The organism is [Pantoea] beijingensis (assembly GCF_022647505.1).
Classification (GTDB): Bacteria; Pseudomonadota; Gammaproteobacteria; order Enterobacterales; family Enterobacteriaceae; genus Erwinia; species Erwinia beijingensis.
This window is the reverse complement of record NZ_CP071409.1, coordinates 595,873-614,457: the sequence shown is the minus strand read 5'-3', so window position 1 is coordinate 614,457 and position 18,585 is coordinate 595,873. Positions and strand designations below refer to the sequence as shown.

Annotated in this window: 9 protein-coding genes; 6 read left to right on the top strand and 3 right to left on the bottom strand. The window is 48.9% G+C overall.

Annotated elements, in window-relative coordinates:
* Nucleotides 1-347: 347 nt before the first annotated feature.
* Genes J1C60_RS02805 through J1C60_RS02795 form a run of 3 tightly spaced genes read right to left on the bottom strand, consistent with a single transcriptional unit; the run spans nt 348 to nt 7,326 of the window.
* Nucleotides 348-3,596: a type I restriction endonuclease subunit R gene (locus J1C60_RS02805; RefSeq protein WP_128178523.1), complete on the bottom strand. Its 3,249-nt coding sequence runs from the start codon at nt 3,594-3,596 to the stop codon at nt 348-350.
* Nucleotides 3,593-4,921, bottom strand: coding sequence for a restriction endonuclease subunit S (locus J1C60_RS02800; RefSeq protein ID WP_235859174.1), 1,329 nt, complete (start codon nt 4,919-4,921; stop codon nt 3,593-3,595). Before J1C60_RS02800 ends, J1C60_RS02805 begins: the two co-directional genes overlap by 4 nt.
* Before the next feature lie 41 nt (nt 4,922-4,962).
* Complete coding sequence (locus J1C60_RS02795; RefSeq protein ID WP_128178525.1) at nt 4,963-7,326, bottom strand: type I restriction-modification system subunit M; 2,364 nt, start codon at nt 7,324-7,326, stop codon at nt 4,963-4,965.
* Between the two features lie 366 nt (nt 7,327-7,692).
* Here J1C60_RS02795 and J1C60_RS02790 point away from each other — a divergent pair, with 366 nt between their 5' ends.
* Genes J1C60_RS02790 through J1C60_RS02765 form a run of 6 tightly spaced genes read left to right on the top strand, consistent with a single transcriptional unit; the run spans nt 7,693 to nt 18,484 of the window.
* The gene (locus tag J1C60_RS02790) at nt 7,693-9,729 is read left to right on the top strand and encodes a hypothetical protein (RefSeq protein ID WP_128178526.1); all 2,037 of its coding nucleotides are present in this window, start codon (nt 7,693-7,695) and stop codon (nt 9,727-9,729) included.
* The gene (locus J1C60_RS02785) at nt 9,726-10,589 is read left to right on the top strand and encodes an OmpA family protein (protein ID WP_128178527.1); all 864 of its coding nucleotides are present in this window, start codon (nt 9,726-9,728) and stop codon (nt 10,587-10,589) included. Before J1C60_RS02790 ends, J1C60_RS02785 begins: the two co-directional genes overlap by 4 nt.
* Complete coding sequence (locus J1C60_RS02780) at nt 10,586-11,911, top strand: EH signature domain-containing protein (protein WP_128178528.1); 1,326 nt, start codon at nt 10,586-10,588, stop codon at nt 11,909-11,911. The genes J1C60_RS02785 and J1C60_RS02780 overlap by 4 nt, the downstream gene beginning before the upstream one ends.
* Complete coding sequence (locus J1C60_RS02775) at nt 11,908-15,036, top strand: DEAD/DEAH box helicase (RefSeq protein ID WP_128178529.1); 3,129 nt, start codon at nt 11,908-11,910, stop codon at nt 15,034-15,036. Before J1C60_RS02780 ends, J1C60_RS02775 begins: the two co-directional genes overlap by 4 nt.
* A gap of 40 nt (nt 15,037-15,076) precedes the next feature.
* Nucleotides 15,077-17,245, top strand: a complete 2,169-nt coding sequence (locus tag J1C60_RS02770; RefSeq protein WP_128178530.1) for an AAA family ATPase — start codon at nt 15,077-15,079, stop codon at nt 17,243-17,245.
* A gap of 3 nt (nt 17,246-17,248) precedes the next feature.
* Nucleotides 17,249-18,484 carry an McrC family protein gene (locus J1C60_RS02765; protein ID WP_128178531.1) on the top strand — a complete coding sequence of 412 codons (1,236 nt, stop codon included), beginning with the start codon at nt 17,249-17,251 and terminating at the stop codon, nt 18,482-18,484.
* The last annotated feature ends 101 nt before the right edge of the window (nt 18,485-18,585 follow it).

The following is an 18,585-nucleotide window of genomic DNA, read 5'->3' as shown; positions in this document are numbered from 1 at the left end:
AAACCACACGGTTTGAATCGCACCGGGGTTTCTGGAGGCTATCCCTCAGCGTTAAGAGAGTTGTCACCCCGGGTTAATTTACGTCGCCTGCTTTTCCCGTTCCGGATTCAATGTAACCGGACCTTCCGGTTGCCAGCTTCTCGATTTTCCAGGCCTACGTTCCGTTCCGGCTGCCTCTTATGATAGCTTTTTAGCCGTGACACCCACGTAAAACCATCCCTGGAATCACGGATGCTGTCGTCATCAAGCCAAAGGTCACCTGCTGGCGGTGTGCCTGGACTGCCGGGGAATGGCCGTTTGGCATTCGTGAGGGAATCGCGAAACGCGGATTCCCGATTCGCTAAAAATTATGCACCTTTCAACATATCAAACACCACCCGCGCAAATCCCTGGGCGATTTCCGGGTTGGAGAGGTACTGCATCATCATCTCCTGCTGAGCGTCATTGCTGTCCATTACGGCATCATCAATGGCTTTCGGGAAGTCCCCCAGCATAGCTTGTTCACGCGTGTTGTTGGCTATTTGAGTCATCACGGCCTTGTTTTCCGATAACTTATCCCGAACGGTAAAGGCATAGTTAATCATGTCTTTATCGCTGAGATTGTCGGTGATAAACAGGTCGTTCAGGCGTGCCAGAATATTCGACAGAAACTCTTCTTTCTTGTCCTTCGGCTTTGCCGTGCCGATATCGTTGGCGGGGGTGATTTTGTACTCTTCCGCATCTTCCTGTAGCTTGAGATGTTGTTCGTGCAGCCTGGATAAACGGTAATGGCTCATCTCCACGTTACTTAAATCAATCTCGTCTTCCTCTACGCGCTGTTCATGCAGCAGCGGGCGCAGGTGACGGGCAAACAGGCTCAGCTTTTCCAGATCCTTGTCATCATAATCGACAATTTGCGACATAAACTCGTAGAAACGGACAAAGCTGCCGAGATCCTTTTTAAAGATATCCAGTTTGTCTTTTTCCTGCTTACAGGCCTTAAAGCTGTTTTCTGCGTTAGTGATCAGCACCACATCGCCGGTTTTTTTGGTGCGTTCGAATAATTCCTTTGCCAGAACATAAGCATCAATAGCCGAGCTGTAACGCTGTTTCCAGCGTTCAACGGCGGGCTTGCAGATATTGCTGATTGCCGCATTGGATTTATTTTTAGTGAAGAATGCTTCGCAGAACTGCTCCACTTCGTTCCACAGGAAAATACCGCTGGTGCGCAGTTTCTCATACAGCTCGAAGACCTGCTGCGGATCGCTGACGTCGGTCAGTTCTGCCGTTTGGTAATAGGGCTGGAACGAGCCCAGAATATCGTCCGGGTCATTATAGAAATCGAGCACAAAGGTCCCGGATTCTTTTTTACCGGGATAAGTGCGATTAAGACGTGAGAGCGTCTGGACACATTCCACACCACCCAGCGCTTTATCCACATACATGGCACACAATTTAGGCTGATCAAAACCGGTCTGGAATTTATTGGCGACCAGCATCACCTGGTAATCATCGCTATCGAACGCTTTACGCATATCCCGGCCTTTCAGTCCGGGATTCATGTTCGTTTCGGTAAATTTCTGGTTCAGTAGCGCGAGGCTGTTATGGTCGCTTTCAAAGAACTCAACTTCTCCAGAGAAAGCGACCATGGCGCTAATCTTCTGGTACTTGTTCTCGGCGATGTATTTATCAAACGCCAGCTTATAGCGGACCGCAGCTTTACGTGAGCTGGTGACCACCATGGCCTTGGCCTGCCCGCCAAGCAGATGTGCGATATGCTTACGGAAGTGCTCGACGATGACTTTCACTTTTTGCGAAACATTATGGTCGTGCAGGGTGACCCACTGGTTCAGTCTGACCTTCGCTTTTTTGCTGTCCACTTCTCGATCCGGATCGTTCAGTTTTTGCAGGAGCTTATAGGCCACTTTGTAGTTGGTGTAGTTTTTCAGCACATCGAGAATAAAGCCTTCTTCGATGGCCTGGCGCATGGAATAAACGTGGAACGCTTCGGGTTTGTTGCTTTTTGAGGCGGGTTCAAGCGGGTTAGGGCGGCGGCCAAACAGCTCCAGCGTTTTGGCCTTTGGCGTGGCGGTAAAAGCATAGTAATTCAGGTTGCTGCTGCCTTTACGCGCGGCGACGGTGGCGTCCAGGATATCTTCGGAAGATAGCTCCACATCGTCATCAGCCTCTTCTTTCATCAGCACTTCTTTCAGCTGACGCGCCGTGGAGCCACTTTGTGAAGAATGCGCTTCGTCGGCAATCACCGCATATTTACGCTGCTTGAGGCTGACGCTGTTTTCAATCGCCTTTAATACAAATGGGAAGGTCTGAATAGTGACGATAATGATCGGCTGTGAGTTTTCCAGCGCGAACGCGAGCTTGTCTGACTTCGAGCCGTCGCCTTCTTTATTGTTGATGCGCCCGACTACGCCGTCCTGATGCTCAAACTGATAAATGGTGTCCTGGAGCTGATCGTCCAGCACGGTTCGATCCGTCACCACAATCACCGAGTGGAACTGTTTTTCGCCTTTCTCATCGTGCAAACGGGAAAGCTGATGCGCGGTCCAGGCAATCGAATTGGATTTACCTGAACCCGCGCTGTGCTGAATCAGGTATTTATTACCCGTGCCTTCTACAGTCGCGGCGGTGAGCAGTTTATTCACCACGTCCCACTGGTGATAGCGCGGAAAAATCAGGCTCTCTTTTTTGCCCTTCAGGCCGTTCCACTCTTCTTTTTCTTCGATTTGCAGGTGCACAAAGCTGGCAATAATTTTCAACAGATTGTCAGGCAGCAGCACTTCATTCCACAGGTAGCGGGTAGCGTAGTCGTCTTCATTTTCCGGGATGTCGTTGCCCGCCCCGCCGTCATGCGTGCCTTTGTTAAACGGCAGGAAGAAGGTTTTATCACCGTCGAGTTTGGTCGCCATAAACACTTCGTACTGGCTGACGGCAAAATGCACCAGCGCCCCGCGTTTGAAAGTCAGCAGCGGTTCGGGTTTATTGGTGCCGGGGTCTTTCGGCAAACGCGTTTTCTTATATTGCATGATGGCGTTTTGCACCATCTGCTTAAACTCAGACTTTAGCTCCAGCGTCGCTATCGGCAGGCCGTTCACAAACAGCACCAGGTCGATACGCCATTTCTTCGCCTTGACGCCCGTTTCTTCAAACGCACTTTTAGACGCATGCGGACTGTAAACCAGCTCCGGCACGATGCGGCAGATGTTCCGCTGATAGCGAGCCAAGGTCTCCGGGTTGAGGTTATGCTCCGGCTTAAACTGGCACAGGGAAAAACGGGCGTTATGGCTTTTAATCCCGTGACGCAGCACGCCAAGCGTACCGTAGGTGCGCGACAGCATATCGGTGGCGTTGATATCCGCTTTTTTCAGTTGCGCCACCAGCGCATCAAGGAAATGGCGTTCGGTATCAGTCGGGTAAATCTTGGCAAACTTCTCCCACTCCTGCGGCTGTGTGGTCTGTACAAAGGTCAGCGCATCCTGCGAGTACAGCGCGCGTTCGCGATCGTAGCCGTCGGTTTTTCCGAGAATCCAGCCTTTGGCTTCCATCTGCTGGATAATGTCATTCTGGAAAATCAGTTCTTTGGTGCTGTCCATGCTCATGCGGTGGCCTCCTGAGATACCTCTGCGTCTTGAGTGGCGGGCGCTACCCAGTCGCGTACGTCGATTTTTCCGGTGACGGCGGCGGAGATAAGGGCGGTGCGGCGTTCCTGGAGGAGCTGTATTGCCTGAGTTGCATTCCTCTCCATCAAGTCATACCGAGCTTCCTGTTCATTGAGATAAGCAACAATTGCATCCATTTCTGATTTTGGTGGAATGGCAATTGGATAGTTAAGCAGAAAATCTGAAGGTACACGTTTTAGTCCACCAGCACCTGTCATTGCACCTGTTGCGGCACGGATAAAATTTTCCTCTTGAAGGCGAAATAATAAGTAACTCACACGGATTTTTTTAGTTGGCCTCAAAACATATATTTCAGTAGAGCCGAATCCAATACTATTAACCAGCCCTCTGGCTACAGCAATATTTTTATTTTCAAAACATGGCGTAACCTTAGCCAACAGAAGATCATCGTTTTCAAAGTAAGTATAGCCACTTATAACATCCCGAATCATCTTACTCTCATCTGTTACAAGAGAGTTTCTTTTTAGCTTTTCCATCGGGATGAAAGTACATTCATCGTCATTTTTAAAATTAACCGATGATTTTTTAGGTGTTAGCAATGCTATGTATTTTATTTTCGTGCATAACCAGTGTTCCGGCACTTCCCCCAACCACTTAACACCAGAATCTTTCATCGGCACATCAGGGTTTAGCCCTTTGGTAACAGCATGGCTAATCACCGCCTGACGTTTTTCTTTTAGTAGTTCAATCAGGTGCTGTTGCTTCTCGATCAAGTTATCGATTTTTGCGGTTTCGTGATCGAGGAAAGCAGAAATTCGAATACACTCACCATTATTAGGCTGAGGGCATTGTATATCGCCTAAAAGTTCAAGATTTAATCCATCTCTTAAATCACCTCCAGCCATATTGCGTATATTTTGGTAATTAGATGTGAGCCACCAGTAGATATATCGAGAGAGTTTTTTTTCATAAAATACAATTGCCGCCATCGACTGGTTGCATGTGGTATTAATACCAAGCTGCGCAACCATACCTTTAGTTTTACCTTGGCCAGCTAAAGCTACAACTAGCGCCTCTTTTGGTATCCACTTAGCACTACTATTTTCAAAGGCAGATTTTGAAATAAATGTTGATGGTTCTGTAACATAACTTTGATTTACTGCCCCCGAATTGATCCAAGGAACTGTGCCATTTTCCCAATAATCTATAACATTTTTCGATGGGGTACCTCCTGCATAGATGCTGGATAACCACCTCAAATTTGTCCGTTTCCATCCAAGTGGTAAGACAGTACACCACTCCATCCCAGACTCCTTATACTCCGGATACGCCTTATACTTCGCCATCAGGAATGGACCTCCTTCAGCAGCTTCATAATCTCGGCGCTGACCGCATCCAGATCGGCATCAATCTCTTCTAGCGGGCGCGGCGGCTGATAAACGTAGAAATGGCGGTTAAACGGGATCTCGTAACCGACAATCCCGACCTCGTTATCTTTCGCATCACGCTTGTCGGCGTTGATCCACGCATCTGCTACGTGCGGCAGCACGTCCACTTTGAAGTAGTTCTCAATCAGGTCGCTGGTGGACACTGCCGGGTTTAGCGGTACGTTCTCGTTATCGCGCAGATCGCCGTCCTGCTCAAACTCGACCACTTTGTCTTTGTATTCAAATGCACCGTACAGCGGCTGGGCGTCTTCTTTCAGCACTTTTTTCACCACCGGCTCGGCATCCGGATTTTTGGTGGTGATGGCGTCGATAAACTGCTTGTTCTCTTTCGCATCCAGTTTCACGCCAGCCGTTTTGATGGCCCCTTTCAGGGTTAACTGGAACTGGTTGAAGTCGTTGCTGACTACGTCTTTACCACCCGGCTGCGCACCTAGTGCCGCCTGAATCTGCTGCGCTTTCTCCATCAGCGCGTGCTGCGCCAGCCACAGTTTACCGTCGAGCAGGTCTTTAATCTGCTTCTCTTTCAGTTCGGCAAATTCAGCTTTGATGATGGCGCGCGCTTCCGCTTCAATCCCGGAGAAATCACCGTAGCTTTCTGCTTGCCATTGGGCGGAGAACTCTTCATACAGGCGTTCCATCGGGGCGTTAAACGGCTTCGGCGCAAAGCGCAGGCTGGCAATCGCTTCATCGGCCACCTGAGCAGACAAACGCAGCGGGCGTTCAATGGTCAGGCGGCGGTAGCCAAAGTCGGTGCTGGTAAAGATTTTGCTGGCGAAGGTTTTCGGCGCGTCGGTTTTGGCGGTGGCGGGCTGGCGGCCCCGGTTAGATTTTTGCTCGGCGGCTTTTTCCAGACCCAGTTCTTCCAGAGGTGTCGCATCCACGATCTCAAATGCACCGAAGGTTTCGGTAATAAGCCGGATATCGTCCTCGCCCATCAGGTTGCGCTTGGAGCCTAAAGACTTACGCATTTTTCCACACAGGTTGGTGCCATCAATCAGCTGCACTTTGCCCTTGCGCTCGGCGGTTTTTTTGTTCGACAGGATCCAGACGTAGGTCGCGATGCCGGTGTTGTAGAACATATCCGTTGGCAGCGCGACGATGCCTTCCAGCAGGTCTGCTTCCAGAATGTAGCGGCGGATTTCACTTTCACCGCTGCCTGCGCCGCCGGTAAACAGTGGGGAGCCGTTAAGGATGATTCCGATACGCCCGCCGTTACTTACGCTGCCGTCGATGTTGTGGCTGTCGCGCATTTTGCTGATCAGGTGCAGGAGGAACAGCAGGGAGCCGTCGGAAACACGCGGCAGGCCCGGCCCGAAACGGCCGTTGAAACCTTTCTGCGAATGCTCGTCGTTAATCTCGCCTTCAATTTTCTTCCAGTCCACGCCAAACGGCGGGTTCGACAGCATGTAGTCGAACTGATCCTGCGGGAGCTGGTCGTTAGAGAGGGTGTTACCCAGTTTAATGCGGCTGACGTCCTGGCCTTTGATCAGCATGTCGGCTTTACAGATGGCGTAGGATTCCGGGTTCAGCTCCTGACCAAAGGCGCGCATTACCGCATTGAGGTTCAGTTCGTGCACATATTCCATGCCGGAGGAGAGGAAGCCGCCGGTGCCTGCCGTCGGGTCGTAAATGGTGCGGATGATGCCATCTTTCGACAAGGCCTCATCATCCTCCATAAACACCAGCGAGGTGGTTAAACGCACGATATCACGCGGAGTAAAGTGCTCCCCGGCCGTCTCGTTGGAGCTTTCCGCAAAACGACGGATTAACTCTTCAAACACCAGACCCATATCATGATTAGAAATTGCTTTTGGGCTGAGATCGGTGGTGGCGAATTTCTTCACCACTTTGTAGAGCAGGTTAGCATCTTCCAGCAGGCCAGCAAATTCGCTGAATTTGAAGTGCTCGAATATTTCGCGCGCATCCTTTGAGAACGACTGAATATAGTTCTCCAGGTTGTCTTTAATGTCGTTCTGCCCCATCTTGCCGAGGTCCATCGGCGAAGTATTGAAGAACGACAGGCCGTTGGTGGCACGCAACAAAAACTTCTCTCGTCCCTCTTCCGGCAACGGGCTGGCCTTCAGTTTCTCTGCTTCCCCAACCACCGCGTCTTTGCTCGGCGCTAACACGCACTCCAGGCGACGTAACAGGGTAAATGGCAGGATCACACGCCCGTACTGAGATTGCTTGAAATCACCGCGAAGCAGGTCAGCCACCGACCAGATAAAGGCAGCGGTTTGTGAGAAAGTGTTGTCAGACATAATGATTCCGCGAAAGCGTTGAGCGATTCACACGGACGATCGACAAATTTGTCGGCCGCGTAAACGCCGGATGCAATAAATAAGTTGGACAAAATCATACAGCGCGTATGCGTGAGCACAAGTAACAAATATCGTAAGGTGTTGGTAGCTTAAGAACGAGCATAGCGTAGAGATACTAATGTTTCATGCCGCCAGCTGTAATGACAAATAACATCAACGAAACACAACCATATGATTTATATAGATTAAATTCATCGTGAAAATATTACCACACTAGCAACACCTCAATATAGATAAGATCACCAAAATCCATTAGAGTATTCCCAAAATAATCCCACACGATTTATCATTGATTACGGTGTAAACATGGATTCCTTGCTGCTGCCTGGCGTTCTGGTGCGTAATGGCATTTTGTCTATTGCTTCGATTTTAAAAAATGCAGCTGCGCCAGGCTATGTAACTATTATTTTAGTCATCTTACTTTGCGTTGCCGTTGTAGGCTGGCGGAAACGGGTTAAACACCGCTGCTCTGCGCTTAACAGCATCCATGCCATTATTGCCAAAACCCCTGAAGATGAATTTAGTCCACACGTTGCCGACGTCGATGCCGATATCGCCGCATTAAATGCGACTGAAGAGCAGCAAAATGTCGCCGAGGCATGGAAAGAGTATCGCGAAACCCATGTTATCGACGATCAGGACGGCACTTTGATCGTGCGTAACGCCGTGCGTCCCAGCCAGTTTTTTAATCTGGAGGATTTGCACTTCACGCAAGGATTCTGGCGTATCGTTCCAGGGTTATTTGTAACCGTTGGCCTATCCCTTACTTTCCTCGGCCTGATTTCTGCGCTTAACTCGATGAGTACTTCTCTTGACGATGGCGGCAGCACAGCGCTGGAAGGATTACTGACCATCGCATCCGCTAAATTCATCATGTCACTGACGGGGCTGTGCTGTTCAATCGTCTTTACCATTGGGTTACGTCGCGGTGTGTCACAGCAGGAGAAAGCGGTTCATAGCCTTAATAGCTTGATTGAAAAGCGCCTGACATTTATCAGCCTGGAAGACCTCTCCATCCGACAGCTAAAAGCGACGATTGAAAGTCGGGAGCATTTCCGCAAGCTGGGGCTGGAAATGGTAGCGGAGATTGGGCGCCCGCTGCGCGAAGATCTTCCCCGTGCGATATCAGAATCGATCAGTTCGGCCATTACTCCCGTTATCGAACAGGTAAGCCGCCTGGGCAATGATGGCGTCGGTGAAATGGTGCAGAGCCTCTCCTCACGTTTTTCTGAAGATGTTGGCCGGGCCTTAACACAAGCCAGCGAACGCATTTCACTGGCAGGCGACCAGATTAAATTGCTGGCAGAGCGCATGGATCAAAGTTCAGGCAAAATGGGCAGTGAGATGGAAAGCGCCATTGGTCGTTTAGGTCAGGCGGTAGCAACCTTGCGTGACGGCATGCAACAAACGGCGGACACAGCAACATCGGCGTTTAATCAGGGTGCTGAAAACCTGTTGGCAACCATGAACTCAACTCTGCAAGGTATCAGGGATAATACCGGTGATGGTGCGCGGGCCATGGGTGAGGCCGCTGCTGATATGAAAGCTGCCGCATCCGGTATTCGTACTGAGCTGGAAGCCGCAGCGAAACAGGGCGCCGAGGCAGCACAGGCTCGTATGTCCGAGTCGGCGTCGCAGGCCAGCGACGCGATTGGACACGCGGCAACTCAGGTGCTGAGCGCATTTGGTAATACTGCCGGAGAAATCACCAAAGCTACCGAGGCGATGACACAGAAAGCCAATAGTGAACTACTTTCTCCCCTTTCCACCATCGCAGAAAAACTGGAAGGCGTGACCGGCATGCTGACAGAAACCAGCACCGCCCTGCGTCGCGCCTCCGATGGAATTAAAGAGGGGGCCGTCGCCTCAGAAAATGCGTCCGGCACTTTCCGTACATCGGCACAGTCTCTAACCAACGCAGCCGATCCGATTCGGGCGATGATGGAGCGCATCGAAGTCAGTACGCGCCAGTTACGTGAGAGTAGTGAAAATAGTCTTTCAGCTATCGCTAATGCAGCAAAAACCAACGCTGAACAATCTGCGATGGCGCTATCCACCGCACAGGAAACGCTGGGCGGGCAACATCGTGCTGTGGAATCCACGCTGACGAATCTCCAATCACTGATTACTGCGTTACGCGGCCAGGGCGAACGGTTAGATGGCATTGATGAGAAGCTTGGCAAAGCATTCGATAACTACCAACAGCAAGTTGCAACCTCGGTCGAAACACTCTTCGATCACGTTAAAACTATGCAAAATGAGCTAATGCCAGCACTGGATACAATGCAGAGTATCGTCGATCAGGCTGAGCACTTTGCTCCGAAACAGGGACGAATGTCATGAGAGGCAGCACCAGCCGCAAGCACTCACATGAAGAGGAAGAAGAGTCCGTCTTCGTATCGATGACGGATATGACGGTCAGTTTCCTTTTTATTGTCATGGTGCTGCTGGCTTTTTTTGCCAGTCGCTACAACGATAAAAACACCGTACCGCGTGATGAATATGAACAAGCTGTGCAAACACGCGATAAAACAATCGACGAGTTGCGCGCTGAGATTGCGTTATTAAAGCAAGTCGATCCGCTGGAACAATATATATCACAGGCGGCGGCTGCCCGACTCAATCTCCTTTATCAGTTACGCAATAACCTTAAGCAGTCATTTCCGGAATTACCTGTTGATGTCATTCCTGAAGAAGGGACGCTGCGTTTTCAGGGCGAAGGCCTTTTTACCAGTAATAGCTATACGTTAGGTGAAGACAAAAGAAAGATTGTTGAAGCGCTGGCAAAAACCCTCGACGCCCTGCTGCCCTGCTATACCTTCAGCCATCATGTAGGTTGGGATAAAAGCTGCAATCCTTCATCTGCCATTATTGAAGCGGTGCAGATTGAAGGACATACAGATGCTAAAGGGGAAGATGTATATAACCTGAACCTTTCAACTAATCGTGCCATAACAACATTCACCAGCATGCTCACCGCGGCCCCGGATTTGGTTGCACATTTCAATATGCGTAATCAGCCAGTCCTTTCAGTGGCAGGCTACGGCAAGATGCGCCCGGTTAAGCCTAATGATACACCGCAAAATATGGCAATGAATCGCCGTATCGATCTGCGCATCATTATGCATACTCCCGCTAATACTGCGGAAATTGAAGAGATTCGCAAACGGTTGATTGAACCACTGCAGAAGAGTACGCCATGAAACTGAGCGATGTTTTTCTTAGTCCCCTCTCTCTATTCAGGCCTGCTCTACCGGTTTCAAAAAGCTTGTCTGCCAGGATCCAGGCGATTCACGCACGCTGGCCCGATGTCGTCAGAGAAATTGACGAGCGCGATCGTGAAAAAATATTACGTAAGCTGCTTGGTTATGTCGAAAGTTGGCAGTGGGACGGCATAAATATGTCCTTTATCTGCTCCGGTGCCCCAATTGTTTTTGATAAAGCGTTCAGAACTCAGGATGAATTTGCTGTACTGCAGGAGTTTTATCTGCGGGAAACCGTTGCTACAGATTCCTCACCTTTTATTTCCGCAATGATTTCAGCCTATATCCGCAGCTATGAACCGGGTGCATCGCACACAATCAAGATAAAAAATGGTCTTGATATCGCCAGCAAGCATATGGGTAGCAAATGGAGAGCGGTTCTCAAAAACGTGCCCGAACTTTTTGACGCTAACCAGGCACATCATGCCATGGCCCGGAAAATGATGACGATGGATTCGCCATGGAAAGAGCTCAAACAACTTGGTATCACACGCCCACACGATCCGGGCTTAATGGCTCATGCCCATCTGGCGTATATCACGTTGCTTGCGCCTGCCCTCAATGAAAGATCGGACATTGAAAAGCTGTTTACCTGGTTAAAACCTGATGGCAAAGGTCGTGCGTTGATGAATGGCGCCGCTGAAGCTATCAACGCGCTGTTATCACACTGGCTGCAAAAGCAACCCGACGAAACCCTTTCACGCTATCTGACCGAAACGCTGGTGGCCTTTTATGATGACCCGCGCCTGAGCCGCGGTGGTGTTTGGGGAAGCGTCGATGAAGCCTGCCGGAATTTGATCATTAGCTGGCTAACGCGCGAGAATATTCTTTTCTTTTTGGATGTGGTATCTGACGTTGAAGACAGCCATATGTGGGAACCCCGACGCACGTTTTGGCTCAATTTATACCATCAGGGTAAGATTGATTCTGCGTGGGTGGCTTTCAGCGCAGAAGCGGATATACGCGCCAGATCAATTAAAAGAGCGATGAGAGACAACGCTACCTTAACATTCGGGCGGCAAGTCGCAACTGGAAGAAAAAATACGTCGCTGCTTATTCTGAAAATTGGACGGTGCATTGTCGTTGAGGGCTCCCATAACTACAAAGTGCATCTTTTTAGCGGTGATAATAAAAAAGCACCTGAACTGTTTAAATTAACCTACGACTGCGAAAATATCCGCTCGTTACCAAATCCTGTTGCGATTCCACATTACAGCGGCTGGCAGGATAAAGTGCGCGAACACATTGAGTATCTGTCATGACATTCACCTTTCATCATAATGACGAAATAATTTCCCTCAATATTGCGGAAGAGAAGCAGAGCTTAATTAGCCGACTGTTTAAACGGCAGCAATCTGTGACCCTATCCGGGCTGGCACACGACGATCGCACCTTAGCGTTCGCCATCGCCGATTTAAAAGCGCTGGCAGAAGAATTCGAAGAACCCTTGCACATGAGTCATGACGCCATTGTGATGAGCCACCGGTTAGCTGGCCGACTGGATTCTGAAACCGCGCAGACGCTGGGCTTACCTTCTCTCGTCGATTTGACATTGAAAACCGATATTGAAGGCGCACTCGGTAGCGATACCTTCCGTCTACATCATGAATGGCTACGTAACGGTGTTCGCCAGCTTCCATCTCGCAGGGGCTCTATATTGAAGACCTCACAAGGGTTACGTCGATTACCGTTATGGATGATGGAGGCCGTTGACGTTGCCGAAAACTTTACCCCCGGTGGTGGCGAAGCCTCCGACTGGGAATCGCTGGCGCGCTTTCGCCAGGCCCTTGATCCTGGCGTCCAGATGGGCAGTGAAATCAATGCCGTCCGTGTCTCAATGACCGACTTTATGCAAGGTTTAGAAGTCCGCATTGCCGATCGCTTCTCTATTTCTACCAGCGCAAATGGCGCTGACGATTTCGAAATCGTTCCTTTTTCTGCCAGGAACGTGGAGGAGCTGGAAAACAGCGGCGAAACTGTTAGCGAAGCTATCGGTGAGTTAAGTGATCAACGGTTACGTCGTTTCCAGCAGCGCGTCAGAACGCAAGGAGCGCTTTCCGCTTATCGAGTCGGCGAAGGTAATTATCTGGTCATTGATCGAAGCGCTCGCCCTATCCTTGATGTCATGGTGGAAAAGCAAAAGTCTCCACCTGAAGAACGACGCGCGTTTATTGAAAACCCACGACCAGCCATTACCGATGCGGTCGAACAGTATCTAAGACAATCGGGCAAGCTGGATGGGCTCGACGATGTAGGTGAAGAAGAAGCCATCGAAGCGGCAGCCGGACCTGCATTTATCGAAACCGTTGAATATTCCGAACGGGTCAAAGGTATTTTGCATTACCAAAAAGGTGCTGCTTCAGCACCTTTAACAAGCGAAATGGATTGGCTACCTGAAATTATTCCTGATGCGCTGACCAAAATTATCGATGCGATGGATGCCCATGCTTTAGCCAGCGTCTGCCAACAGATGCGTGAGGCCATTGATTCATCAAATGAAAATATTGAAGTGGCGTCTCACTCCATTAAAGCCACAGAAGACACGTTACGCGCACTTGAAAAACGGTTGGCCAATCTTAAAGAGATGGAAGAAACTGCGGAAATAACCGAAAAGGAAGTGGATCCTGAAGTGAGTACCGCACCATTCGCCACGGTTATTCTGGATACCAAAGACAATTTTGAAGTGCTATCCTGGCAGCCTGAACGTAAAGCACGCACAGTATTTATTGATGAGCAATTGCCCGTTGGCGTAAAAACTGCGTTACGGCTACATCAACTGGAGAGCTTTAGGCTACAACTTTCATCCTGGAAATCAGGTATGCCGGGTATTTTAAATGCGGATGAACAAGGCTTAGGTAAAACATTGCAAACCATCGCATTTTTGCGCTGGTTAAAAGAAAACAACACCATCAGCACCAGCAGTAACAAAGAACGTGGCCCAATATTGATCGTGGCTCCCACCTCACTACTGGAAAACTGGAGTGCAGAAGTAGAACAACATACTGATGAGGAGGGTCTCGGTTGGTTACTCCGCTTGTATGGTTCATCATTAAGTCAGTATAAAAATTTAGATGCAAAGGGTGTCGAAACCAAAGATGGCAATGTCTTATTAAATTTCAAAAAGTTAAATAAAGCCATCAACGAAGGTAAAGGCCATCGCTTCTGGATTTTAACCACCTATACGACACTCACTAATTACCAACACTCCTTCGCGAAGATCCATTTCTCCGCCGTGGTCTTTGATGAAATACAGGCGATCAAAAACCCCGATTCGCTACGAGCTCACGCGGCCCGTGCCATAAATGCTGACTATCGCATGGGCCTGACCGGCACGCCGATTGAAAATACTACTGCTGACTTATGGGCGGTCATGGATCAACTGGCACCCGGCGCGCTGGATACGCAGCGCAACTTCAATCGCCTTTACAGCGAACCTGATGAGCAGAATATGCTTCAGCTGTACCAGCATGTTTTTGAACCCCGCAATCAGCTACCACCATTAGCGTTCCGCCGCTTAAAAGAAAATGTGGCAAAAGAATTGCCAGCAAAAATACGTTTTCTTCATCCGCGCCTGATGCCTGAAGGGCAAGCCATTGCCTATGAAACGGCCCGACTCAAACTTTCACAAGGCGGCGCTGGCGCCGCGCTGAAAATGTTGCAACATATACGTGGCGTTTCTGTTCATCCAGCGATGGAGATGCACGGCGATAATCAGCGCTTTATTGATGCTTCTGCCCGCTTAAATGCATGCTTTGAAATTCTGCGGCGCATTAAATCAAAAGGCGAGCGAGCCCTTATTTTCATCGAACACCGTAAGATGCAATTCCGCTTTATGGAACTGGCTCGGCAGGAATTCAGCCTTGAAAAGATTGATCATATCAACGGCGATACACCCATTAAGAAACGACAAGAAATTGTAAAAAAATTCCAGCGCCACCTTGCGCAAGATGAGGGTTTTGATCTGTTAGTTCTCGGCCCGAAAGCCGCAGGAACAGGTCTGACGCTGACGGCTGCCACTCATGTTATTCATCTGTCTCGCTGGTGGAACCCAGCGGTTGAAGAGCAATGCAATGATCGCGTGCACCGTATTGGTCAAAAGTATCCCGTCCACATCCACATGCCGATGGCCATCCATGCCGGCTATCAGGAGCACTCTTTTGACTGCCTGCTGCAAGGATTAATGTCCCGTAAAAGAAACTTAGCACGGGCGGCACTCTGGCCATTGGGCGACAGCACGGGTGACCTCTCACAACTGCAAGCCGCTTTAAAAAAAGATAAATCTGAATCCGTAGGGGATGTTCTGGATATCAGCATCCGTATGATGTTTGAAAGGGATGCTGAAACGGATGGCGTAAAAATGGAAGATGGCGCGTATCGAATAAGTTAACTGCAATAACTTGCTGAAATCATATAAGGGGAATATAAGGATGAGCCGCTATACCGGAGAAGAACAAGCAGAGCAGATCTTAAAAGCCGCCAGCGAATGGCGGCAACGTTGCCTGATTAATAGCGGTTCGCTTTTCAGCAACAAAAATCTCTGGTGCAGCCAGTATCTGGCAGAAATTGAGCGCGACGTAATCCATAGTCAACGCGAACTGGAGGGTAATTTTATTACTCGCCTTAAGGAGCAAATCGCTAATATTTCACCTGAGGCAAAACAACTTGCCGCTGAAATACTTTGGCTGCTTTTTCTTTGTCCCTGTAATATCAGCATCAGAACCAAACGTGAGCAGATAACCGCTATTTGGGATCTGTCTGGCGAGTCGTTACAAGACGATCATCTCATGCTGCAAAGCCAGGTACTTTCAGGGGTCGGCAGCGCAGGAACAGGCTTTAATACCTTCCGCACGCGTGAATTTACTTATCTTATTAACGTCTTAAAAGCGCTATTAGCGCTACCCTCATTTGAACGCGAAGTGCACCTGAATGAGGGATTCTCTTTCGCAGAATGGCTCAGCGCGATCCCTGAAAACGCAAGTCGCCAGTTCCGGCATATGCTAGTATTTATGCTGTTCCCCGATAAATTTGAACGCATCTTCAGCAATAACGATCGCCGTATGATTATCCGCGCCTTTAAACCACAGCATAAGGAAAATCTGTCAGCTGTGACGATGGATAGAACGCTGCTGGAGATCAGAGGTGAGCAGGAAGAAAAACTGAATAGTAAGCAGCTCGATTTCTACGTTACACCACTATCGGCAATCTGGCAAAAACGCGAAGAACCTACTGAGAAACCGATGGCAACCGCGCCCATTGATGACGTACTCACGCAGCCAGAAATCATCGAGCCTTTGAACTTAATTTTATTCGGTCCACCGGGAACAGGTAAAACTTATGCGCTAAACCAGCTAAAAGCGAAATATGTCAGTGAAGCGCAGGCGCTCACACGTGAGCAATGGCTGGGCGAACAGCTTGCAGAAAAATCATGGCATGACGTCATTTTCATGGCACTGACAGATATTGGCGGTAAAGCGAAAGTTGCTCAAATTGCCGCCCATGAATATGTGCTCAGCAAAGCTCAAGGGCGTAGTACCGCACTCAATTCAATAATTTGGGCTACTTTGCAAACCCACACGCCGGAAGAGTCCACTACGGTTAAATATGCTCGCCGGGTTCCACCTTATCTGTTTGATAAAACTGATGATAGTTTTTGGATTACGCTGCCTGATGCTCAAGAGGAATCAGCAGAGCTGGTTGTACTGAGCAAACAGTTGAAGCAGTTGCAAGCCGCATCAGAAGCGGTCAGCCGCTACGAATTTGTCACTTTCCATCAAGCATACAGTTACGAAGACTTCGTGGAAGGTATTCGCCCTGAGCTGGACGAAGAGAGCGGTGAATTAAGCTACTCGCCGCAGGATGGTGTATTCCGTCGCATCTGTCAGCGTGCCGAAGCCAATCCCGAGCATCGTTACGCTATCTTTATCGATGAAATTAACCGCGGCAACGTAGCGAAAATTTTTGGCGAATTGATCACGCTGATAGAAACGGATAAACGAACTAACGGCGACAAAGGTATGCGTATTACGCTGCCCTATTCTCGCGAGCCTTTTGGCGTACCTGAAAATCTGGATATTTACGGTACGATGAATACCGCCGACCGTTCAATTGCACTGCTGGATACCGCTTTACGCCGTCGCTTCCGTTTTAAGGAACTTATGCCGGACAGCAGCAAAATTGCTGGCTCAGATGATGCCGGGAATATCCCTGATGGGGATGGCAACCTGATTAACCTGCGCAAACTTCTGGATGCGATGAACCACCGTATCCGTTTTCTTCTGAGCCGCGATCTCATGCTCGGCCATGCTTATCTTTGTAAGGTTAAAAAATTTGAACAGCTAAAGGCTGTATTTCTGGATCAATTAATCCCGCTGTTACAGGAATATTTTTACGAAGACTGGCACAAAATCCAGCTGGTTTTCGGTGATATTAATGCCACTGGAAACTTAGTGGATATCCCACTGATCAGTTTCAAAAAATACGCTAGTAAAGATGTCTTCGGTTTCACGCACGATGAATTTGAAGACGTAATTGAATACCATGTTACGGCTGCGGATGAGATTACGCCCGATTCAATACGTAAAATCTACGAGGATTAAGCCGTGGCGGAAATATTATCGGTTATTGAACATAGCTCGCTGAAGGTTGTTGCTGAAAGAGCAACCGCCCAGCACGCACTTGGCGTTCATCATACCCGTTTGCTGGAAAAGTTGTCACCGAATCTTCCTGCCGGCACCTTTAGCTGGGGACATCAGTCGGTTCGCTTTGCGCAATTCTGTGGTGTAATTCAGTTAGACGACTTAACATTAGAGGTCCTGCCGAAAATCCATGGTAAAGAGGAACAGCCTGAATCGTGTCGTGAAGCATTGGTACAAATGCTGCACACCGCCCGAATTATGCGTATGCATAAAGGCGCGCAGGCAGGCATCAATACCCAGCAATACACCCTGCTGGATATTTTTATCCAGCACTTTTGCCATGATTTGAATATGCAGATCCTTCAGGGCAAGTTACGTAATTACATAGAACAGGAAGAAAATCTGTCAGTTATGCGTGGCCGCCTGGTTATCCCACAACATATCAGACACAATCAGGTACACAAAGAACGGCTTTTTTGCCGCTTCGACGAGTTTAGCGAAGATATACTGCTGAATCAGATACTCCGCTTTACCCTGCGTCTGCTAATGCCATGGGCAGGCTCCGGGAAAACCAAAAAGGTGTTAACCGAACTATTAATGCATTTTGACGGCATCAGTGATTCGCTCATCACTTTACAATCATTTAACTTACTTAAAAGCGATCGCATTACTCAGCGATTCCAGCCTGTTATTGAACAGTGTCGATTGTTTATTTCTGCAATTAAACCGGATGTGTTAGCGGGCAGTACACCACTATTCTCGCTGCTGTTTGATATGAATCGCCTATTTGAAGCGTGGGTGGCAGATAAGTTAAAACCTTGGGCCCACCAGCAAGGCTGGCATCTTCGTACACAGGGGCCACGAAAATATCTCGCAATGCGCGACGATGATTCCCGGCAATTTCAATTACGGCCAGATATTGCATTGGTTGATGACGACAATGTTCCACAATTGATTGCAGATGCCAAGTGGAAACTATTGAATAAAGAAGACGGTAAATTAGGCGTTTCCAGCAGCGACATGTATCAGCTTTATACCTATGCCGGTCGTTATAAGGCTCCTCGTTTGCGGTTATTTTATCCACAACAAGCGGGATTACTTTCCCATTACAATTTTACGTTACAGGGAATGCATACTCCGATGCTTACAGTCAGAGCGGTCGCCGTTAGTAATAACCAGGAATGGAACGAACCATTATAATAAATGACACTGAAGAAAACATTAAATTTAACGACAAACCGGATGTATGCAATCGGTATCACGGAAGAGAATATACCAAAAAGATACTGATATAATAGGCG